This window comes from Acidiferrobacter sp. SPIII_3, from assembly GCF_003184265.1.
GTDB lineage: Bacteria > Pseudomonadota > Gammaproteobacteria > Acidiferrobacterales > Acidiferrobacteraceae > Acidiferrobacter.
Genome location: NZ_CP027663.1, coordinates 1,757,734 through 1,778,597, shown reverse-complemented (window position 1 = coordinate 1,778,597; position 20,864 = coordinate 1,757,734). Strand labels below are relative to the sequence as shown.

General features: G+C 63.5%; 20 protein-coding genes. 7 read left to right on the top strand and 13 right to left on the bottom strand.

The genetic code is table 11. From position 1 onward, the window contains the following. The 12 genes from tmk to C4901_RS08845 all read right to left on the bottom strand — a co-directional run bounded on the left by tmk (position 1) and on the right by C4901_RS08845 (position 9,912). Positions 1-627, bottom strand: coding sequence for a dTMP kinase (tmk, locus tag C4901_RS08900; RefSeq protein ID WP_110137026.1), 627 nt, complete (start codon positions 625-627; stop codon positions 1-3). Continuing rightward, a complete protein-coding gene (mltG, locus tag C4901_RS08895) occupies positions 518-1,594 on the bottom strand; it encodes an endolytic transglycosylase MltG (protein WP_145960673.1) in 1,077 nt (358 codons plus the stop codon). The genes tmk and mltG overlap by 110 nt, the downstream gene beginning before the upstream one ends. Next, on the bottom strand, positions 1,578-2,396 hold the full coding sequence (pabC, locus tag C4901_RS08890; RefSeq protein WP_110137024.1) for an aminodeoxychorismate lyase: 819 nt from the start codon (positions 2,394-2,396) through the stop codon (positions 1,578-1,580). The genes mltG and pabC overlap by 17 nt, the downstream gene beginning before the upstream one ends. A 106-nt stretch (positions 2,397-2,502) precedes the next feature. Further along, a complete protein-coding gene (locus tag C4901_RS08885) occupies positions 2,503-3,834 on the bottom strand; it encodes a chorismate-binding protein (RefSeq protein WP_168185641.1) in 1,332 nt (443 codons plus the stop codon). Positions 3,835-3,850: 16 nt separating this feature from the next. Next, the gene (gene fabF, locus C4901_RS08880) at positions 3,851-5,092 is read right to left on the bottom strand and encodes a beta-ketoacyl-ACP synthase II (protein WP_110137022.1); all 1,242 of its coding nucleotides are present in this window, start codon (positions 5,090-5,092) and stop codon (positions 3,851-3,853) included. 51 nt (positions 5,093-5,143) lie between these two features. Next, complete coding sequence (gene acpP / locus C4901_RS08875; RefSeq protein WP_065971964.1) at positions 5,144-5,383, bottom strand: acyl carrier protein; 240 nt, start codon at positions 5,381-5,383, stop codon at positions 5,144-5,146. A 90-nt stretch (positions 5,384-5,473) separates the two neighbouring features. After that, positions 5,474-6,217 (bottom strand): 3-oxoacyl-ACP reductase FabG, encoded by a 744-nt coding sequence (gene fabG / locus C4901_RS08870; protein ID WP_110137021.1) that lies wholly within the window; start codon positions 6,215-6,217, stop codon positions 5,474-5,476. 31 nt (positions 6,218-6,248) lie between these two features. Beyond that, a complete protein-coding gene (fabD, locus tag C4901_RS08865) occupies positions 6,249-7,196 on the bottom strand; it encodes an ACP S-malonyltransferase (RefSeq protein WP_110138587.1) in 948 nt (315 codons plus the stop codon). A gap of 22 nt (positions 7,197-7,218) precedes the next feature. Beyond that, on the bottom strand, positions 7,219-8,175 hold the full coding sequence (locus C4901_RS08860) for a beta-ketoacyl-ACP synthase III (RefSeq protein WP_110137020.1): 957 nt from the start codon (positions 8,173-8,175) through the stop codon (positions 7,219-7,221). Beyond that, the gene (plsX, locus tag C4901_RS08855; protein WP_110137019.1) at positions 8,172-9,191 is read right to left on the bottom strand and encodes a phosphate acyltransferase PlsX; all 1,020 of its coding nucleotides are present in this window, start codon (positions 9,189-9,191) and stop codon (positions 8,172-8,174) included. The genes C4901_RS08860 and plsX overlap by 4 nt, the downstream gene beginning before the upstream one ends. A gap of 19 nt (positions 9,192-9,210) precedes the next feature. After that, entirely contained in the window at positions 9,211-9,390 is a 180-nt protein-coding gene (gene rpmF / locus C4901_RS08850) for a 50S ribosomal protein L32 (protein ID WP_110137018.1), read from the bottom strand. 12 nt (positions 9,391-9,402) lie between these two features. Further along, on the bottom strand, positions 9,403-9,912 hold the full coding sequence (locus C4901_RS08845; RefSeq protein ID WP_110137017.1) for a DUF177 domain-containing protein: 510 nt from the start codon (positions 9,910-9,912) through the stop codon (positions 9,403-9,405). 712 nt (positions 9,913-10,624) lie between these two features. Here C4901_RS08845 and C4901_RS08840 point away from each other — a divergent pair. The 4 genes from C4901_RS08840 to C4901_RS08825 all read left to right on the top strand — a co-directional run bounded on the left by C4901_RS08840 (position 10,625) and on the right by C4901_RS08825 (position 15,600). Continuing rightward, on the top strand, positions 10,625-11,248 hold the full coding sequence (locus tag C4901_RS08840; protein ID WP_110137016.1) for an IS607 family transposase: 624 nt from the start codon (positions 10,625-10,627) through the stop codon (positions 11,246-11,248). Between the two features lie 401 nt (positions 11,249-11,649). Beyond that, positions 11,650-13,068 (top strand): acetyl-CoA carboxylase biotin carboxylase subunit, encoded by a 1,419-nt coding sequence (locus C4901_RS08835; RefSeq protein WP_110137015.1) that lies wholly within the window; start codon positions 11,650-11,652, stop codon positions 13,066-13,068. An 87-nt stretch (positions 13,069-13,155) separates the two neighbouring features. Beyond that, positions 13,156-15,009, top strand: coding sequence for a sodium-extruding oxaloacetate decarboxylase subunit alpha (gene oadA / locus C4901_RS08830; protein WP_110137014.1), 1,854 nt, complete (start codon positions 13,156-13,158; stop codon positions 15,007-15,009). Positions 15,010-15,015: 6 nt separating this feature from the next. Then, positions 15,016-15,600: a nucleoside triphosphate pyrophosphatase gene (locus C4901_RS08825; RefSeq protein WP_110137013.1), complete on the top strand. Its 585-nt coding sequence runs from the start codon at positions 15,016-15,018 to the stop codon at positions 15,598-15,600. A gap of 76 nt (positions 15,601-15,676) precedes the next feature. Here C4901_RS08825 and C4901_RS08820 read toward each other — a convergent pair whose 3' ends face one another. After that, positions 15,677-16,828 (bottom strand): MalY/PatB family protein, encoded by a 1,152-nt coding sequence (locus tag C4901_RS08820; protein WP_205735906.1) that lies wholly within the window; start codon positions 16,826-16,828, stop codon positions 15,677-15,679. Between the two features lie 675 nt (positions 16,829-17,503). On the opposite strand from C4901_RS08820, the gene C4901_RS08815 reads away from it, so the two are divergent. Genes C4901_RS08815 through C4901_RS08805 form a run of 3 tightly spaced genes read left to right on the top strand, consistent with a single transcriptional unit; the run spans position 17,504 to position 20,807 of the window. Next, entirely contained in the window at positions 17,504-17,881 is a 378-nt protein-coding gene (locus C4901_RS08815) for a sensory rhodopsin transducer (RefSeq protein WP_110137012.1), read from the top strand. A 30-nt stretch (positions 17,882-17,911) separates the two neighbouring features. Then, on the top strand, positions 17,912-19,702 hold the full coding sequence (locus C4901_RS08810) for a thiamine pyrophosphate-requiring protein (protein WP_110137011.1): 1,791 nt from the start codon (positions 17,912-17,914) through the stop codon (positions 19,700-19,702). Further along, entirely contained in the window at positions 19,692-20,807 is a 1,116-nt protein-coding gene (locus C4901_RS08805; protein ID WP_110137010.1) for an enolase C-terminal domain-like protein, read from the top strand. Before C4901_RS08810 ends, C4901_RS08805 begins: the two co-directional genes overlap by 11 nt. The last annotated feature ends 57 nt before the right edge of the window (positions 20,808-20,864 follow it).

Below are 20,864 nucleotides of genomic sequence, written 5' to 3'. Positions count from 1 at the left end.
CTACCAGCGCCCTGCAAGGGCCGCGTCCACGGCCTCTCCGACCTCGGTCAAGGACCCCGTGGCGGGTATGACGACAAAGCGCCCCGGATCGTCCTGAGCCCGCCGGCGATAACCTTCGCGCACCCGCCCGAAAAACTCCTCACCCTCGGCCTCGATGCGATCAGCGGCGCGTCCCGCGCGTCGCGCCAAGGCCACGGGCACGGGTACATCGAAATAGAAGGTGAGGTCTGGCAGCGGGATGTCGAGGAGGCGTGTCATGGCGTCTATCAAGGAGATGTCGAGGCCTCGCCCGTAGCCTTGATAGGCGTAGGTGGCGTCCAGGTAGCGGTCGCAGACGACGGTCTTGCCGAGCGCCAGCGCCGGGGCGATCACCGCCTTGACATGCTGTATGCGCGCCGCGAACACCAGCAGAAGCTCGGTTTGCGCGTGCAGTGAGGCGTGTTCCAGCAGGATATGGCGAATGCGCTCCCCGACTTCGGTCCCTCCAGGCTCCCGGGTCACCACGACGCCCTCGGCGTTATGGTGTTCGCAGAAGTCTGCGACGCGATCGATTTGCGTGGTCTTGCCCGACCCGTCGAGCCCCTCGAGACTCAGGAACAACGGCCGGCGGGGTGCTGTCGATCTCATACTTACGGATTGCCTCGTCTTGTGCCTGGAGAGTATCAGAGAATACATGACCTCCGCGTCCGGTGGCCACAAAATACAAGGCACGCGTCTTGTCGGGGTGGAGCGCGGCATAAAGGGTGCGGGCGCTGCATAGGCCGATGGGTGTTGGCGGCAGCCCATAATGGAGGTAGGTGTTGTAGGGGCTCGGGTATGCGAGATCGGTGCTGGTGAGGACCCCGTGGTAGCGTTTGCCGAGACTGAAGATCACCGTGGGGTCGGTTTCAAGCCGCATACCAAGACGCAGGCGGTTGACGAACACGCCCGCGATCTTGCGCCGCTCGCCGGCCTTGGCGGTCTCCTTCTCGATGAGGGATGCCAGGATCAGGGCCTGCTGCGGCGTGCGCAGAGGCAGGTCGGGGGCGCGTTTGCGCCAGTCCTTACCGAGCAGCGCGCGCAGGCGTTTGCGGGCGCGCGCCAGTACCGACGTGGCCGATGCCCCATAGGTATAGTAGTAGGTGTCCGGGAAAAACGCCCCCTGGAGGCTTGCATGCATATGCAGCGCGGCGCGCACCGCGGCATGCGAGCGGCCCCCCACGTCGTCTGTGAGATGCGGCGCGCGGGCCAAGGCCTGCCGCACCTGATGGAACGTCCAGCCGGGCACGAGCGTGAGCGGATATTCGACGACCTGCCCGGTCACCACCCTGTGCAGGATACCAAGGGGGGTTGTCGGGTCGGGAAACCGGTACACGCCGGTCTTCAAGGCATCGCCCTCCCCCGTGAGCTCCGCAAGCGCCACGAAGGTGTTTGCGGAATCGATTACGTGGCGCCTTTGAAGCAGTTCCGCGAAGGCGCGCATGGTGGTCCCGGTGGGTAGGTGGAAGGTCTTTACGCCCGGATGCAGCGGGCGATCGGCGAGCAGATACCATCCGGCCGCCGAGAGGCCACACACGACCAGGGCGCCGAGGCCCCACTTAGAGAGCGGGCGCATCGCCACAGGCCCTCAGGATCTCCGCCATCCGCGATGTCACGGGAGCGCGTCGCCACCGGCGCTCGGCAAGACATAGGACCGGGCGTACACCGATCACCGAATTGCTTAAAAAGACCTCGTCTGCCTCCATGACCCGCGTGCTCGTCAGATTGTCGAGGCGCACCACCATACCCGATTCGCGCGCGCGCCTCATCACCTGATCGCGCATCACCCCCGCGACCCCCGCCTGATCAAGGATCGGTGTCGTCAGGATGCCGCCCTCGACCACGAACAGGTTGGTCATGGTCCCTTCTATCACCCATCCCTGCGTGTCCTGCATCAATCCTTCCCAATAGGGGTCGACAAATTCCCGCTGCGCCAGGACCTGCTCGAGCCTGTTCAAATGCTTGAGGCCGGCCAGGAGCGGCTGCCGCGCAAGCGCGGTACGGCACCAGAAGACCGGCGCCTGCTCGTCTGCCGGACGGTTGGGCCAGGGCCACAGCGTCAGGATGCGGTCGGTCGCGGCGGCCGCCGGCCGGTAACCTCGCCCCTTGGTCCCGCGCACCACGATGATCTTCAGGATAGCGGGGCTGTGTGCGGCCGCCAAGCCTTCGGCCTCGGCGGTGAGGAGCGCGGCATCGATGGGGGCGAGCCCCAGTCGTTCGATGCCGGCCATGAGCCGTCGCACATGTTGGGACCACAAGAGCAGGCGGCCGTTGTGAATGGCCACCGTCTCAAACAGTCCGTCCCCATACTGCAGACGGCTTGTCACGGCCATAAGCGACTGTGCGCGGCCGTTCACGAGGCTCGCAAGCGGATTCATGTCGCGGATCCGTCGCGGCTCGCGTATGCCGTGGGCTGCGGCGCCGGGAACCGATGGCGGGGATGCGCGCGGGATGGGGGGTTCTCGGTCATGACTGGCTTGGCGATCAGCAATGACCGGTGATCCCCAGGGCGCGCACAAGGCCCGCAGCCTTGGCCTGGGTCTCGAGCAATTCCCGTTTCGGATCGGAATCGGCGACGATCCCGGCCCCCACGCGAAACTCGATCTCGGGTCCACGCACCACGAGCGTGCGGATCAGGATGTTGAGGTCGATGTCGCCGCGCTCGTTGATATAGCCGAGGCTGCCGGTGTAGGCGCCGCGCGCGCGGCGCTCGTTCCGCGCCAGGATCCCCATGCAGTGTATCTTCGGACAGCCGGTAATGGAGCCGCCCGGAAACAGCGCACGAATGAGATGCGATGGCCGGATATCGCCACGCAACGTGCCCTCCACGTCGGACACCAGATGGTGGACGGTCGCAAAGCTCTCGATGCGCATGAACTCCGGGACCCGGACGCTGCCGGGCACGCACACGCGACCGAGATCGTTACGTTCGAGATCGACGAGCATGAGATGCTCGGCGCGCTCCTTGGGGTCGGTGCGTAAACCGCGCCGCGCCGATTCGTCGGCCAGGGCCCCGGGACCGCGCGCACAGGTCCCGGCAATGGGCTGGGTCGTCACCTGTGATCGCCAGCGCCTGAGGAGCCGCTCGGGAGACGCGCTTGCGATCAGGGTGTCGCCAAGCCGCGCCATCGCGGAAAATGGTGCCGGGTTATGCCCGCGCAGGCCCTCGAGCAGCGCACCGGCCGGGGTACCGGCGCGGATACGCCCGGAATAGCGGCGGGACAGGTTGGCCTGGAAGATCTCCCCATGGGTGATGCGCGCCTGAATGTCGCGCACTCCCCGCTCATAGTCCTCGGGGGGGTCTTCATTCAGATGCTCGAGTGCTATCGGCGACCATGGCCTCGTGGCAGGAAGGTGCTTGAGATCGGCGGCGATCCTCGCGACCACCGACGCATCCCTGCCGGTGATGATCGCGCGGCCCGCGTACCGCTCCCGCAAAACCGCCCCTGAAAAGCCCTGTAGCCAGGCGAGCGGCACATCCGCCGGCAAGGGAAGTGATGCCAGTCGCGACTCCCATGCCGTGACAAGTTCGTAGCTCAGGAACAGAAAGTGCCCGTAGTAAAACGGGAGCGTCTCGTCTGGCACGGCGCTACCCGCCGCAAGGCCCGTGCAGTCATCAAGGATGGTGAAGAATCGCGCACAGTCGGCCGGGGTCGCGTCCGCCCGCAGGATGACCGGATCCTCGGGTTCGGCAAACAGGATGTCACACCCCCACCCCTCCCCTCCGCGGCCTTCGAGCAGATGCGGATAGCGCTCCGGAAAGGCATCATGGATGCGCAGGAGGTCGGCGCCCTCCGGGATCACCCGAATCGCCACGCCGTCATCCATGGGGTTAGCGGAAACGGCCGAGTACCAGCGTCCCGTTCGTGCCACCAAATCCAAAGGAGTTCGAAAGCGCGTAGGTAATGGGCATCTCCCGCGCGGTGTGCGGGATATAGTCGAGGTCGCAGTCCTCGCTTGGCTGATCGAGGTTGATGGTGGGCGGCGCAACCTGTTCGTGTATGGCAAGCGTCGTGTAGATCGCCTCTATGGCGCCCGCCGCCCCCAAAAGATGCCCGGTCATCGACTTGGTCGAACTGACCGACAGCTTTTTGGCGAGATCACCGAACACGCGCTTTATCGCTATGGTCTCGGCGCGGTCGCCAAGCGGGGTCGAGGTTCCATGGGCATTGATATAAGAGACATCGGCAATATCGACACCGGCATTGCGCAGGGCATAGCGCATGCATCGCGCGGCCCCATCCCCATCCTCCGGCGGACTTGTCATATGGTAGGCATCACCGCTCATGCCAAAGCCGAGAAGTTCGGCGTAGATGCGCGCGCCACGCGCCCGTGCGTGTTCGAGCTCTTCCAGCACCACGACCGCCCCGCCCTCGCTCAACACAAAGCCGTCACGATCACGGTCCCAGGGGCGGCTGGCCCGCGTCGGATCGTCATTGCGCGAACTGAGCGCCCGCGCATTGCCGAAGCCCGCCATCGAGGTCGGTGTCACCGCGGCCTCGGCGCCACCGGCGATCATGATGTCGGCGTCCCCGTACTCGACGATGCGGCCGGCCTCGCCTATGGCATGGGTCGATGTGGTGCATGCGGTCACGACCGAGAGATTGGGGCCCTTGAATCCATATAATATGGACAGGTTCCCCGATATCATGTTGATGATGCTCATGGGAATGTAAAAAGGGGAAATGCGCCGTGCGCCTTTTTCCAGATACTGGCGCGTGGTCTCCTCTATGGTGTGGACGCCACCGATACCCGAGCCGATATAACACCCTATCCGTTCGGCGTTGGCATCGGTCACGATGATGCCCGCATCCTTGACCGCCTCCACCCCGGCGGCCATGCCGAGCTGGATGAACCGGTCCATCTTGCGGGCTTCCTTTTCCGACAGGAACGCATTGGTATCGAACCCCCGGACCTCGCCGGCGATAGTCGACGGAAACCCGCTCGCGTCGAATTGCGTCACCGCGCCAATCCCACTCTCGCCGGCGGTGATCCGCCGCCAATTGTCGGCGACATTGAGGCCAAGAGGCGTGACCGCCCCGAGCCCGGTGATGACGACGCGCCTCTTATTCAAACGAATCTCCCCGGATATGAACGCACGGCAATGCCCGGATCGCAGCCCGAATCAATTAGCGGCGTGCGCCGTGATGTAGTCGACCGCCTGCTTCACGGTCGTGATCTTCTCGGCCTCGTCGTCCGAGATCTCGCAGTCAAACTCCTCTTCCAGCGCCATGACGAGTTCCACGGTATCAAGCGAATCGGCGCCGAGATCGTCGACAAATGACGCGTCGGTCGAGACCTCGTTTTCATTGACTCCGAGTTGCTCGACCACAATCTTTTTTACCCGCTCTTCGATGCTGCTCATCTTTCATTCCTCCAGAAAATCGTTACGAAGCCGTGCGGCGGCATAGTTATCACATCCCCGCCGCCGAAGTCTACCTTGGGCGCCGATCGGCTAATTCATATACATTCCGCCATTGATGTGCAAGGTCGTCCCGGTGATGTACGACGCCTCGGGGGACGCCAGAAATGCCACCGCGCAGGCGACATCTTCCGGTGTTCCCAGGCGCGCAAGCGGTATCTGCGTCAGTAAGGCGTCTTTTTGCCCCTGTCCAAGGGCGCGCGTCATGTCGGTATCGATGAATCCCGGGGCGACGGCGTTGACCGTTATGTTGCGACTGCCGACCTCGCGCGCCAGGGCGCGCCCGAAACCGATCAAACCGGCCTTGGCCGCCGCGTAATTCGTCTGCCCGGGATTGCCGGTCACCCCGACCACCGAACTTATATTGATGATGCGTCCGCCGCGGGCCTTGGTCATCGCGCGCAGACATCCGCGGGTGAGGCGGAATGTGCCCGTAAGATTGGTCGCCAAGACCGCGTCCCAGTCTTCGTCGCGCATCCTCATGGCCAGCGCATCGCGGGTTATGGCGCCGTTGTTCACCAGAATACTCGGCCACTGTGCGCGCTTTTCCAGTTCCGAAAGCAGTGCGTCGATCGAGGACGCATCGGAGAGGTCCAGCGGGAAGGACCATCCCTGGACGCCATGGGTCGCGAAGTAATCGGTGATTCCCTGGAGGCCCTTTTCCGAAGCGGCGGTCGCGATGACGCGTGCGCCTTGCGATGCAAGCCGCAATGCGCACGCCTTGCCTATCCCCCGGCTTGCGCCAGTGATCAAGGCAATATCAGCATCGAGTCCCATGGTTGTCTCCCTGATTCTTGTCGTCGTGGGCTTAAGACCCCGTGACCCCGAGGGCCGCGGCGAAATCCGCTGGCTCCCCCAGGGGTACGCATGGGAGATCGACGATACGCTTGTCGAGGCCGGTAAGCACCTTCCCGGGGCCGCATTCGACGATCCGCGACATACCCTCCCATGCCGCCACCAGGCGTATTGTCTCAACCCAGCGCACCGGTGAAAATAGCTGGCTTACGAGGGCCTCGCGGATGAGGTCGGGCTCGGACAAGGCGGCCACCGGGGCATTCTGGATGACCGGTACCACCGGCGCCTTCAAGGTCACGGGCCCCAGGGTTTCGGCAAACTCCCGCGCGGCGGCATGCATGAGCCCGCAATGCGAGGGGGCGCTGACCGCAAGCACGATACTACGCCGCGCCCCGGCCTCGCGCGCCGCGACAAGGGCGCGGTCTACGGCGGCCTTGGTTCCGGCGATCACCACCTGTCCTGGGGCATTATAGTTGGCGGCCGCCAATGTCTCGCCCTGGGCGCAGTCGCGACAAACCGTCTCCACAGCCTCATCGGCCAGCCCAAGGATGGCCGCCATGGCCCCCTCCCCCTGCGGGACCGCCTCCTGCATGAGTTCGCCGCGTCGCGCCACGAGTCGCACGGCCTGGCGAAAATCCACGGCCTCGGCGCACACCAGCGCCGCGTATTCGCCGAGACTATGGCCGGCCATCACCGCCGGTTGCACCCCGTTTCGCGCACGCCACGCACGGTAACAGCCGACGTCCGCGGCCAGCAGCGCCGGCTGTGTGACGGCGGTGCGGTTGAGCGCCTCCTCGGGCCCATTTTGCGCGACATCCCAGAGGTCGTAACCCAGGACTTCGGATGCCTCCCGAAAGGTCTCGACGATCTGTGCGTGATCCGCCGCCAGCGCCTTCAGCATTCCTACGGATTGTGATCCCTGTCCGGGAAAGACGAAGGCCGTGCCACCGTTCGCGTTCATCGTCACCTCTTCGATCCTTTTATCAATACCGGAGAAGCACGGAACCCCATGTCAACCCCCCGCCGAATGCCTCCATGAGCACGACATCGCCGCGCTGGATGCGTCCATCGCGCACCCCGCTGTCGAAGGCCAAGGGAATCGATGCCGCCGACGTATTGCCGTGCCGGTCAACGGTTACTATGACCTGATCCATCGCCATGCCGAGCCTTTTGGCGGTTGCCGCTATGATGCGAATGTTGGCCTGATGCGGCACCAGCCAGCGGATGTCCGTCTGCTTCAAATCATTGGCGGCCAGGGTTTCTGCGACCAGCGCATCGAGCGTGGTCACGGCCATCCGGAAGACCTCGTTCCCGCGCATCGTGATGCGGCCGGTGGCGGCGCCCCGTTCGGAGATCCCGGCCGGTACCGTCAAAAGGTCCTTATAGGCCCCATCGGCATGCAGATGCGACGACAGGATGCCCGGCTCATCGCCCGCCCCGACCACGACCGCGCCAGCACCGTCGCCGAACAATACACATGTCGACCGGTCATTCCAGTCGACGATGCGTGACATCGTCTCGGCGCCGACCACGAGCGCGCGCTTCGTGCCTCCGGCGCGAATGAATTTCTCGGCGATGGCAAGCGCATACACGAAACCCGTGCACACCGCCTGGACATCAAAGGCCGCTGGTCCATGGATCCCCAGGCGTTCCTGAAGAAGGCACGCGGTACCCGGAAAGACGCGATCCGGAGTGGTGGTAGCCACGATCACGAGATCGATCTCGGAGGCGAGGCAGCCGGACGCATCGAGCGCCTGCCGGGCGGCGCGCTCCGCCAGGTCGCAGGTGGTCTCTCCGGGCCCGGCAATGCGCCGCTCGCGGATCCCGGTGCGCGACACGATCCACTCGTCTGACGTATCGACGGTCAATGCGAGATCGGCATTGGTCACGATGCGCTCGGGCAGGAAACTCCCAGTGCCGAGGACGCGAGCGTAGGTCACGCGAGTCCCCGCTGCGGAGGGGGTTCCATTTCCCGGCGGATACGGTCCGGGATATTGTGCCGCACCTCGCGCAAGGCCACCTCCAGGGCGTTGCGCACGGCAACCGTGTCGGCACTGCCGTGACTCTTTACGACGACACCGTTCAAACCGACCAGGGTGGCGCCATTGTACCGCTTGGGATCGACACGCCGGGCAAAGGCCTTCAAGATCGGGCGCGCAACGAGGCCCGCCAGACGGGTGCGTATGTTGCGCCCGAACTCCTCTTTCAGGAATGCACGGATCATGCGCGCCAGGCCCTCACTGGTCTTTAGCGCGATATTTCCCACGAATCCGTCGCATACGATCACATCGGCATGTCCGGCGTAAATTCCGTCACCCTCGACATAGCCGATATAGTTCAACCCGCTGCGCGCAAGCAGTTGGGCCGCGGTCTTGACCATCTCATTACCCTTGATGTCTTCCACGCCGACATTCAAAAGGCCGACGCTCGGCCGCTCCTTGCCATCCACCGCGGTGGCAACGATCGCGCCCATCACCGCGAATTGCCGGAGATGTTCGCCGGTACATTCGACATTCGCGCCCAGATCGAGCAGGTGCACATGCCCCTTCAAGGTCGGGAGCGCGGTCATGATTGCGGGTCGATCGATTCCCGGCAGGGTTTTTAGAATGAAATGGGCGACCGCCATAAGCGCGCCGGTATTGCCCGCGCTCACGCAGGCGTCCGCATGCCCATCGCGCAGCAGGCTCAAGGCCACGCGCATCGACGAGTCCCGCTTGGTTCGCAGGGCCTGGGCAGGGGGTTCGTCCATGCGCACGACCTCGGTGGCCGGGACGACCTGCAGGCGTTCGTGGGATCCCGCCGCCAACCGGCGCAGCTCGCCCTCGATGGCATCCGGTTGTCCCACGAGCGCCACACGCGCCTCCGGCCGGGACTCCAGGAATGCCAGCGCCGCCGAAACCGTGACGCGCGGGCCATGATCACCCCCCATGGCATCGAGGGCGATAGTGATAGTCACTTACGACTCCGGGACAGACCTAGTCGGCTTTGGTATCGAGAACCTTGCGGCCACGATAATAGCCGTCCGGGCTCACGTGATGGCGACGATGTGTCTCCCCGCTCGTGGGGTCGACGGACAAGGTCGGGCGGGACAAGGCGTCGTGCGAGCGGCGCATGCCGCGCTTGGAGGGGGTCTTACGGCTCTTTTGTACCGCCATTGTGTTCTTTCCTCAGTTCCTATTATCGCGTCTATCGCGCTTCAATAACCCCGCCAACCCGGCGAATGGATGGGTCCCGGCCGCCGGTCGCAGGATGGATTCGCACCCCTCGGGGTGTCGCGGCGCCATGGGGAGGGCCAGCACCAACTCCTCCTCCACCACATCGGCGACATTGAGCGGGCCGTCATGATAGCAGACATCGACCCCTTTTTCCGCCAGATCCTGCTCATCGGCCTCCGATCGCACGAATATCCGTCGCCAGTCGGCATGGAGCTCGAACCGGAAGACGGCGGCGCATCGCTGGCATAATAGCGGGAGCGAGGCCTCGGCATGGCCCTCCATTACGGCCCGCCCCTGCTCGTCCCGCAGGAACGCCAGCCGGCTGCTGATCCGGCCGGCATCCCCCGCCGCCAATTGCCTCAGTCGCGTCAGGGGCGCCGCATCAAGCGGGGCGACGAACACGAGACCCTGGTCGGCGGCCCGTTCCGGGTCGACAGATCTTGGCAGGAAACCCGATTCCATGCGCCATCATATAGAGGGGGCCGGGGGCTGTCAAAATGGCCCCCAGAGCCCGGCCGTCATCAATGCAAGGCCATGGGGCCCGGAATGCGGGGTGGCATGGAGAGTTGCCGTGCCCGAGCGCATCCGCGCCCCCTGTCGGGCGCCTGCCCGCCGCCATACGGGCTACAGGAATCGTTGCTCGGAATCACGGCCTAAGCCAGCCGGCGTGGGCACGCGAGCCCCGCTGCCGGTCGCGGTAGCCATGGGATAGGACGCCATCGCCCCGCCCCGGCCGGTCCTGGCAGTCGCGACCGGCCACCACCGTAACCCCGGGGTTCTTGGGCGAAGGGCCGGTGTCGTGTCGCTACGAAATCCGCATCACCCGGGCCGAACGATGCCGTGCCGCCTAACACGGACACTGCCGATACCAACGACCTATTGGAACCTCGTGCCGGGGGTCCAAGGCGATCCCGCCGGGTGCCGGTTCCGATGATGGCCTGGGGCATCCTGGGGGCCAGCGCCCCCGGCTCCTGCCCGCGGGGTGTGGTTCCGTTTGCGCCCTGCGGCCGCTTGGGAGGGGTTTGCGCATATTGGTCGGCGAGGGCTGCCCTCTGGTGAATAGTGGCGGCCAAAGCTTTACAATACGCCGCCGCCTTGTCGTGCATGGGTTCGGGCGCAATTAGCAATTAACCGATGCTGGAATTCTATCCAGATATGCCTATAGTTATACGTCATGAGCAAGACATACGCGATAGGTGAGTTCGCAAAACGCATTGGTAGATCAGTACAGACTGTTCGCCGATGGGAGCGCGAGGGCAAGTTGATGGCTAAACGGCATCCGTCCGGTCATCGGTATTTCGACGAATCGGATGTGCGTGCGATGCTGGGCGGCGCGCCGGAGAGACGGTTGACCGTCGTCTATTGCCGTGTCTCCAACGCCGGACAAAAAGACGATCTGGAATCACAGGTCAAGGCGCTGGAGGCGTACTGTCTGGCGGGGGCCATTCCCGTGGACGAATGGATCAAGGAGGTCGGCAGCGGAATGCACTTCAAGCGCAAGCGATTCCTCGACCTGCTCGACCGTATCTCGCGCGGCGAAATCGCCAGGGTGCTGATCGCGCACAAGGATCGGCTGGTGCGTTTCGGCTTCGATTTGATCGAACATCTGGCGCTCGAACAAGGTTGCGAAATTGTTGTCGTCAACCAGGAATCGTTGTCGCCGGAACAGGAAATGGTTGAGGATTTGCTGGCGATCGTGCATACCTTCCGTTGCCGGATGTATGGGATGCGCAAGTACAAGAAGCAAATCAAGGATGATTACCCGGGCAGCAAGGAACCCGAGGGACTGTTGTCGTGACCGTAAGCCGTATCCGGGCCGCGCAGGCGTCGTCCCAGAGTGATCGGCGCCGCATACGCACGGCGACGGCGTCGATGCGGGCTCATGTCTAGCGTCCTTATGGCGGTCTGGGGTGGATGGGCAAGAGCGTCGCCGATATTCGCAAGGACATCATGGCCGCCGGCTGGCATGGCCCACTATCCCGGCGGATTTCAACGCGGCGCGGAATGTGCTGGACAGAATGTACGGCCCGGGCATGGGGCGGTGGACGCCGCATACCGAAGTCCGACGAATTCTGTGAGTCCGTTCCTCCGGCGCAGCTGCGCGTCAAAGAGCATGAGTTGCAGGTGCTGTCGGCCGATCAACCGTGTGCGGATAAATCCTCTGTACAGTTTTGTGCAGGTTAATGGGGACGGTATCAGGTGATCAAGAAGCTACTGGTGGCAAACCGCGGCGAGATTGCAGTACGGATAGTCCGGGCCTGTGCCGAGATGGGGATTGCATCGGTGGCGGTGTATACCGACGCCGATCGCCACGCCTTGCATGTCAAAAAGGCCAGCGAGGCCTATAACCTCGGTCCCGATCCCGTGGGCGGTTATCTGAATGCCCACCGCATCACCAGCGTGGCCCTGGGCGCGGGTTGTGACGCCGTCCACCCCGGCTACGGCTTTTTGTCAGAAAACCCGGAGCTCGCCGAGATCTGTATCCGTCGCGGGTTGATCTTCGTCGGACCCTCTCCGGCGGTCATTCGCCAGATGGGTGACAAGACCCTGGCCCGCAGTGCCGCGATCGCCGCCGGTCTGCCGGTCGTTCCGGGAAGCGAGGGCAATGTCGCGAGCCTGGACGAGGCCATCGATGCCGCCCGGCTCATAGGATATCCGGTCATGCTCAAGGCCACTTCCGGGGGCGGCGGACGCGGCATCCGGCGTTGCGATTCCGAGGAGGAGCTTCGTCGCCAATATGATCGCGTTGTTTCCGAAACCACCAAGGCCTTTGGGGCCGCAGAGGTCTTTCTCGAGAAATGCGTCGTCAATCCCCGCCATATAGAGGTCCAGATACTGGGGGATCGGTTCGGTAATGTCGTGCACCTCTTTGAGCGTGACTGTTCCATTCAAAGGCGCCACCAGAAGTTGCTGGAGATCGCCCCGTCTCCACAGCTTACAGACGAGCAGCGCGCCGAGGTGTGCGGGCTTGCGGTGCGCGCCGCCAAGGCGGTCGGCTACGAGAATGCGGGCACTGTCGAATTTCTGTTCGATCAGGAGGAGCGATTCTATTTCATGGAGATGAATACGCGCCTGCAGGTCGAACACACCGTTACCGAACAGATTACCGGTGTCGATATCGTGCAGGAGCAGATTCTGATCGCGGGCGGAAGCCCCTTGTCCTTTACCCAGGATGACATTCAAAGGCGCGGGTATGCCCTGCAGTTTCGCATCAACGCCGAGGATCCAAAGAACGATTTCCTGCCCAATTTTGGCCGCATAACCCGCTACTATTCGCCCGGTGGCCCCGGCGTGCGCACCGATGCCGCCATTTACACGGGGTATGAGTTCCCTCCCTATTATGATTCTATGTGTGCCAAATTGACCATATGGGCTCTGACATGGGATAAGGCCTTGGCGCGTGCCAGGCGCGCGCTGCTGGACATGGGGGTGTCTGGCGTCAAGACGACCATCCCCTACCACCTGGAGATATTAAAGACCGCTGAATTCCGCGGTGGCCTGTTCAATACCGCCTTTGTCGAGGATCACCCGGAACTCAGCAACTACTCGGCGCGCCGTCCAACGTCGCATCTTGCGGCGGCGATTGCCGCCGCCATTGCCGCGCACCATGGATTGTAGACGCATATCGGTGGCCCCGGCAGCGAACGCGACGCAAGACGCGCCCCCGGGGTATAATCAAGAACTCATGATGACAGGTAGATAATCGTGGCAAAGACGCGTGTACAAATCACCGACGTGATCCTGCGGGATGCGCATCAATCCCTGATAGCCACCCGCCTGCGCACCGAGGACATGTTGCCCGCGTGCCCGGATCTCGACGCCGTCGGCTACTGGTCTCTGGAGGCCTGGGGGGGCGCGACCTTCGACGCGTGTTTGCGCTTTCTGAAGGAGGATCCATGGGAAAGGCTGCGGCTTTTGAAGGCCGCGTTGCCGCGCACGCGCATCCAGATGCTGCTGCGCGGCCAGAATCTCCTCGGCTACCGCCATTATTCGGATGATGTCGTCCGCGCGTTCGTAGCCAAGGCCGCCGACAACGGAGTCGATGTGTTCCGGATATTCGATGCCATGAACGACACGCGTAATCTGCGTGTGGCCATCGAGGCGGTACTGCAAAGCGGCAAGCATGCCGAGGGGACCATCTGCTACACGACAAGCCCGGTGCACAGCGTCCCGGCGTTCGTAGCCATGGCCCGGGAGCTGGAGGCCATGGGCTGCCAGACGATTGCGTTAAAGGACATGGCCGGACTTTTGACGCCCACCAAAACCACGGCGCTCGTGAAGGCGCTCGTAAAAGCGGTGAAGGTCCCGCTGCATCTCCATTCCCATTCGACGTCGGGCCTCGCCACCGTCTGTCAGTGGAAGGCGATCGAAAGCGGATGTTATCTGATCGATACGGCATTGTCGGCGTTTGGCGAGGGCACCAGCCATCCGCCCACCGAGAGCCTGGTCGCGGCGTTGCGCGAAACCGCTCATGATACCGGGCTGGATCTGGAGCGCCTCGAGCGCATCAACGCCTATTTTCGTGACGTGCGCAAACGTTATCACCAGTTCGAAAGCGACCATACGGGGGTCGACAGCCGGGTTCATGTCAATCAAGTGCCGGGCGGGATGATCTCCAATCTGGCGAATCAGTTGAAGGAACAGGGGGCGCTTGCGCGCATGGACGAGGTGCTGCTCGAAATTCCGCGCGTGCGCGCCGATCTCGGCTATCCGCCGCTCGTCACGCCGACATCGCAGATCGTGGGGACGCAGGCGGTATTGAATGTGCTGACCGGTCAGCGCTACAAGAGCATTACGAACGAGGTTAAGCTGTACCTCCAGGGCCGCTACGGCGCGCCCCCGGGGATCATAGACAGCCGCGTACGCCGGCTCGCCATCGGCAACCAGCCGGTCATAACCCATCGACCGGCCGACGACATCCCTCCGGAGATGGCGAAATTGCGTGCCGAGATCGGCGATTTGGCAAAGAGCGAGGAGGACGTCCTCACCTATGCGATGTTTCCAGAGATCGGTCGCCAGTTTCTGGAGGAACGCGCCGCCGGCACGCTGCGACCCGAGGAGCTTTTGCCTCCACCCGAGGCGCAGTCCGCCCCCTGCTATCTCGCGCCCACCGATTTCAATGTCACGATGCATGGCGAAACCTACAACATCAAGATCCGCGGGGCCGGGCACAAAAACGAGGAGCAACGACCGTTCTACGTTTATGTCGATGGCATGCCCGAGGAGATCATGGTGGAAACCATGGGTATCGTGCCGACCGAGGGCGCCGGCGGGGATTTCCGCGAACCCGGCGTGGCCCCCGTGGCCAGCATGGCGGCGGGGCTTCGTCGCCCGCGGGCCGTCAAGGCCGGTGATGTCACAAGCGCCATGCCCGGGACCGTGGTCGATGTGCTCGTGACCATAGGACAGGTCCTGAAGGCCGGTGATCCGGTGCTCGTCATCGAGGCCATGAAGATGGAAAACGAGGTGCCGGCCCCGATCAAGGGGACGGTGAAGAGTATCCACGTCAAGAAGGGCGACAGCGTAAATCCCAACGAAGCCCTGGTCGAGATCGGCTAGCCCGTGATGGCGCCGCAACGTCTGGTCCTGGCCTCGGGTTCGCGCTATCGCCACGAGCTTTTGACGCGACTCAAGATCCCCTTCGAGGTCCTGGTGTCGGACGCCGATGAGACCAGACATCCCGGGGAAGACGCAGGCGCCTTGACCGAGCGCCTGGCGATCGCCAAGGCGCGGGCGGTCAGTCCCGGGGCGCCTGATGCCCTCATAATCGGTTCCGATCAGGTCGCCGAATATGATGGTGAAATTGTCGGCAAACCGGGCGGACTCGAGGAGGCCGCTCGCCAATTGCGGCGCATATCCGGCAAGACGGCGCGCCTATATACGGGACTTGCGCTCCTGAATGCCCGGACCGGCCATGTGCAGTCGGAAGTGGCGCTGTTCGAGGTGGTCTTTCGTGTGCTCGATGAGCGGCGTATCACCCGCTATCTCGAGAAGGAGCGGCCCTACGACTGTGCCGGAAGCGCGAAGTCCGAAGGACTCGGCATCGCCCTGTTCGAGCGCTTCATCGGCGATGATCCGACCACTTTGATCGGCCTGCCGCTCATCCGGCTCGTGCGCATGCTTGAGGCCGAAGGATTCGAGATTCCCTAAGATCCCGTCGTGTTTTCGTGGGGGGTCGTCCAGGGGCCTGCCGTGCGTCCGGTGGTAGGCCTCGCCCCGCGCGCCCCTACCCCGCCCCCTGTCTGTGCGCGACGGCACGCCGCATCCGGTCCAAGGCATCCTCGAGCAGCACCCGCCGGCACCCGAAGTTGAGGCGAACAAAGCCCTGCGCTCCAAAATCCGCACCGTCGGACAGCCCGACCCCGGCGCCCTCGAAGAACCGCTGCGGGTTCTGGGGCGCTAGGGTGCGGGCGTCTATCCAGGCGAGATAAGTCGCCTCGACGGGCGCGACCTCGAGCCCCGGCATGGCCCGCACGGCGTTGAGCACAAGCGCGGCGTTATCGCGCAGGTAACCGATCAAGGCTTGGCGCCATGGTTCGGCGTCGCGATAGGCGGCCAGGGCGGCGGCGAAACCGAGCACATTCACATCCGGAACGATACCCTTCATGGCCGCGCGGAAGCGCTCGCGCAGGGCGGGGTCCGGGATCACCGCAAACGAAAACCCGAGCCCGGGCACGTTGAAGGTCTTGCTGGGTGCCATGAGCGTGATCGTGCGCCGCGCAAGATCAGGGTGCAGGCTGGCAATCGACCGATGGCGCAAGGAGGCATCGAGCACGAGGCCCGCGTGGATCTCGTCTGCGCAGATGATGAGCTCATGGCGTTCACAGAATCGGCCAAGGCGCTCGAGTTCTTCGACCGTGTATACCCGCCCCACGGGGTTGTGGGGGTTGCACAACAGGAACAGCCGGGTGGTCGGCGTGATCGTCTCCTCTAGGGCCTCCCAATCGATGACATAACGATCGGCGTGGCAGGCCAGGGGGGCGGTGATGAGTTGGCGCGAGGCGAGACGTGGCGCGCTCAGGAATGGCGGGTAGACGGGGGTCAGGGTAAGCACGTCATCGCCCTCGGCCCCGGTGGCGCGACACGCGAGATTCAGCGCCGAGACAAGGCCTGGCAACCACACGATCCATTCCGGCCGCAGCACCCAGCCGTTATGGGCATGGACATAAGCAAGGATCGCCTCGAGCAGCCCCTTGGGGGCGTTGCCATAACCGAAGACGCCATGCGCCACGCGCTCTTGCAGGGCGCGCACGATCACGTCCGGCGACGCAAAGTCCATGTCGGCCACCCACAGCGGCAGAATGTCGCGGTCTCGATAGCGGTCCCATTTGACGCTGCCGGTGTTGCGTCGTTCGATGGGTACATCGAAATCCTCCACGCTTCCTCCTTGTCTTTGTTGCTCATCGGTCCCGCGCCACAGTCCGTATCGCCATATCGCCACGCACGGGCGCGCCTTACGATCTCCGCAGGAGCGGTCAAGGCGCCTTTTGGCAAACCCCTGTCGTGTCCCCTCCCCTGCTCGCTGCCGGGTGCGCACCCCTCGCCGGGCCGATCCTGTCACCCGTGTCATCATCCCGGCCATCGGAACCGATGAGTCAAGGCCTCGTGTGCCGCCCCGGCCATGGATCGCGCCGGCACGGGCGCCTCTGAAAGATCGCGGCCCCATCCGCACGCGCCCATCCCGCTGCTCAGCCGCGCCGGCATGATCGCAAAGAAACCATGGTAGCGGAAGATGCCGGGAAGATGTGGCGCGTAACGTAATGGCAGTCGTGCCCGATGCCTTGGCCGCGTTCGGTCCATGAACCATCGGGCCTATGCGCGTCCGCCGGGTTCGCCACCCTCCATCGCCACGATCACCCAAAGATTTTGTGGGGGTGATCCAACTGCCCGCTCGGTCGCAGCCCATCGGTCTGCCACAGGCCATGACCAGCGCCACCGCCGCGATCGTTTGTGCAAAAAAACAGGTGCGGCGCCCTTGCCAAAGCCGGATCACCGGTCGCGCGACGGGGGCGTACGATAGCCTCCCTGTCGGAAATGGCGATGGAGATGTCCGATGAGGGATCATGTGATAGGCAGAACCACATGGGCCATTGCCGACGGCCATATACCGGCCTGGAGCAACGGACCGCAACCGGAGATGACGAGCCACGAGTCGGTGAGCATACTGAACGCCGGTGAGGTCGAGGCCCATGTCGAAATGCAGGTGTTCTTCTCCGACCGCGATCCCGTTGGGCCGTATCGCATGACCATTGCCCCTCGGCGTACCCGTCATGTGCGCTGTAATGATCTGAGCGATCCAGAACCGATCCCCAAGGGTGTGGACTATTCCATCATCATACGAGCCGACGCGCCGGTCGTCGTGCAACATACGCGGCTCGATTCCCGGCAATCGCCAAACGCGCTTATCAGCACCATTGCCTTCAGCGAATAATCTCATCCAGAACGGACCGAAGGAGGAAACATGGCAGATACAGTGGCGGATTTCATGCTAGAGAGGCTGCGCGAATGGGGTATACGGCGTTTCTACGGCTATCCTGGAGACGGTATAAACGGCCTGCTGGGTGCCATGGGGCGCGCAAGTGCCGACGTGGATTTTGTTCAGGTCCGTCATGAGGAACTGGCGGCATTCATGGCTTGTGCGCACGCCAAATACACGGGCGAGGTGGGATGCTGCGTGGCGACCTCGGGGCCTGGTGCCATCCATTTGCTAAATGGTCTATATGACGCGAAGCTCGACCATCAGCCGGTAGTGGCCATCGTGGGCCAGGCGGCGAGCACGGTCATGGGCGGCCATTATCAGCAAGAGGTCGATCTGCATACCTTGTTCCGGGACGTCGCCGGGGAGTATGTGCACACCCTCATGAACCCGGTCCAGACCCGTCATATCGTCGATCGCGCGGTGCGCATAGCGCTTGCCGAGCGCACTGTGACCTGCATCATTCTCCCGAACGATGTGCAGGAGATGCGCGCGGTCAAGAAGCCGCCCCATGCCCATAATACGATACACTCAAGCGTCGGCTATATGCGCCCCTATGTCATACCGGAGGAGCGTGATCTACATCGCGCCGCCGAGATCCTGAATCACGGCCAACGGGTGGCCATGCTGGTCGGTGCCGGGTGCCTTTCGGCGACCGACGAGGTGATAGCGGTTGCCGAAAGGTTGGGGGCGGGTGTGGCGAAGGCCCTGCTCGGCAAGGCCGCGGTCCCGGATGATCTCCCGTTCGTGACCGGTTCCATGGGTCTGCTTGGCACCAAACCCAGTTTCGATATGATGGAGGAGTGCGATACGCTCCTTATGGTCGGGTCCAGCTTCCCGTACAGTGAATTCCTTCCCCGCGAGGGTCGGGCCCGCGGTATTCAGATCGATATCGATGGCCGCATGCTCGGAATCCGTTATCCCATGGAACTGAATCTCATCGGCGATTCGGCCTCTACGCTGAGGGCGCTTCTGCCGCTCTTGCGCCCCAAAACCGACCGATCATGGCGTAACAGGATCGAAAAAAATGTCGCGGAATGGTGGAAGGTCCTGGAGGCGCGCGCCCTGAACGACGGCAATCCCGTGAACCCGCAACGCCTGTTTTGGGAATTGTCGCAACGGCTTTCGGCGAACGCCATTTTGGCGTGCGATTCCGGCTCGGCGGCCAATTGGTATGCGCGCGACATCAAGATCAAACGGGGGATGAAGGCCTCGCTCTCGGGGACGCTCGCCACCATGGGGCCGGCCGTCCCCTACGCGCTCGCCGCGAAGATCGCCTATCCGGATCGACCGGTCATCGCCATGACCGGTGACGGGGCCATGCAGATGAACGGCATGAACGACATCATAACCATTGCCCGGCATTGGCGGGAGTGGTCCGACCCGCACCTCATCATCCTGGTCTTGAACAACCGTGACTTGAACCAGGTCACGTGGGAGATGCGCGTGCTGGCCGGGAATCCGAAATACGAGGCCTCGCAGAGCGTGCCCGATTTTCCCTATGCCGCCTACGCCCAGATGCTCGGCCTTCGTGGCATAGTGGTCGACCGGCCGAGCGCCGCCGGGCCGGCCTGGGATGAGGCGCTGGCCGCCGATCGACCGGTGATCATCGATGCCCACACTGATCCGAACATTCCACCCCTGCCCCCGCATATTACCTTCAAGCAGGCCAAGAACTTTACGTCGGCACTGGTGAAAGGCGATGTCGACGCGCTCGGCATCGTGCGCGCCTCGCTGGCGGAAGAATGGGAGGAGCTCGTACCCCATGGCCATTGATGAGTCGGCGCTGCCCGTTGCACCCATCGAGAAGGCCGAGGTGCAGGTGTTTCGCATACCGACCGAGCAACCGGAGTCTGACGGTACGCTCGCTTGGAGCGCCACAATCATGGTGCTGGCGAGGCTTTATGCCGGCGGCCATGCCGGGCTTGGCTATACCTATAGCGCCAAGGGGGCGGCCGGGGTGGTGGCCGAGCATCTGTTTCCGATCCTTCGGGGCCGCGACGCCTTCGACATATCCGGCGCCTGGTTCGCCATGGCCCAAGCCTTGCGCAATATCGGCCGACCGGGGATCGGGGGTGCGGCGCTGTCGGCGGTTGACTGCGCGTTGTGGGATTTGAAGGCGCGGATACTGGGTGTTCCGCTGGCCACCCTGCTTGGCCGCAAGCACGTGGCGCTGCCGGCTTACGGGAGCGGCGGCTTTACGTCGTATTCCCGCGACCAACTGGTCGATCAGTTGCGCCATTGGGCCGAACAAGGGTTGCCGGCCGTCAAGATGAAGGTCGGGCGTGCGCCCGAGCACGATGTGGCGCGCGTGGCTGCGGCGCGTGATGCGATCGGTCCGGCCACCGCGCTTTTCGTGGATGCCAACGGCGCCTATAGTCGCAAGCAGGCGCTTCAGTTTGCCATGGCGTTCGGCAAGCAAGAGGTGTCGTGGTTCGAGGAGCCGGTGTCGAGCGACGACTTGGCCGGTTTGCGTCTCATAGGCGACAGGGCGCCCCCCGGAATGGATGTGAGCGCCGGGGAATACGTCTACGACCTTTTTGGCGCGCGCCGACTGGTGGAATCGGCGCGCATCGACGTTTTGCAGGCTGACATCACGCGTTGCGGCGGTGTCAGTGAATTCCTGCGCCTGGATGCCCTATGTCAGGCCCATTGTCTGCCGTTTTCTTCACATACGGCACCCGCTATCCATTTGCCCGTATGCGCCGCCTGTCAGCAGATACGACATATGGAATATTTCCACGATCACGTCCGCATAGAGCACATGCTGTTCGACGGGGCGCCCACCCCAGATGGCGGCCTCCTGACGCCGGACCTCTCCCGACCGGGGCTCGGTTTGGAGGTCAAAGAGACGGACGCGCGGGCCTATATCGTCTCCTGACGACCTCCCGGAAACTACTCCTACGCATCGCTTGCACTTCCATGCGGAAACGTAACG

Excerpts from the sequence above, each read along its gene's own strand:
- tmk (WP_110137026.1), bottom strand. The coding sequence starts at position 627 with ATGAGATCGACAGCACCCCGCCGGCCGTTGTTCCTGAGTCTCGAGGGG.
- mltG (WP_145960673.1), bottom strand. The coding sequence starts at position 1,594 with ATGCGCCCGCTCTCTAAGTGGGGCCTCGGCGCCCTGGTCGTGTGTGGC.
- pabC (WP_110137024.1), bottom strand. The coding sequence starts at position 2,396 with ATGAATCCGCTTGCGAGCCTCGTGAACGGCCGCGCACAGTCGCTTATG.
- acpP (WP_065971964.1), bottom strand. The coding sequence starts at position 5,383 with ATGAGCAGCATCGAAGAGCGGGTAAAAAAGATTGTGGTCGAGCAACTC.
- fabG (WP_110137021.1), bottom strand. The coding sequence starts at position 6,217 with ATGGGACTCGATGCTGATATTGCCTTGATCACTGGCGCAAGCCGGGGG.
- fabD (WP_110138587.1), bottom strand. The coding sequence starts at position 7,196 with ATGAACGCGAACGGTGGCACGGCCTTCGTCTTTCCCGGACAGGGATCA.
- rpmF (WP_110137018.1), bottom strand. The coding sequence starts at position 9,390 with ATGGCGGTACAAAAGAGCCGTAAGACCCCCTCCAAGCGCGGCATGCGC.
- C4901_RS08845 (WP_110137017.1), bottom strand. The coding sequence starts at position 9,912 with ATGGAATCGGGTTTCCTGCCAAGATCTGTCGACCCGGAACGGGCCGCC.
- C4901_RS08840 (WP_110137016.1), top strand. The coding sequence starts at position 10,625 with ATGAGCAAGACATACGCGATAGGTGAGTTCGCAAAACGCATTGGTAGA.
- C4901_RS08825 (WP_110137013.1), top strand. The coding sequence starts at position 15,016 with ATGGCGCCGCAACGTCTGGTCCTGGCCTCGGGTTCGCGCTATCGCCAC.
- C4901_RS08815 (WP_110137012.1), top strand. The coding sequence starts at position 17,504 with ATGAGGGATCATGTGATAGGCAGAACCACATGGGCCATTGCCGACGGC.
- C4901_RS08810 (WP_110137011.1), top strand. The coding sequence starts at position 17,912 with ATGGCAGATACAGTGGCGGATTTCATGCTAGAGAGGCTGCGCGAATGG.
- C4901_RS08805 (WP_110137010.1), top strand. The coding sequence starts at position 19,692 with ATGGCCATTGATGAGTCGGCGCTGCCCGTTGCACCCATCGAGAAGGCC.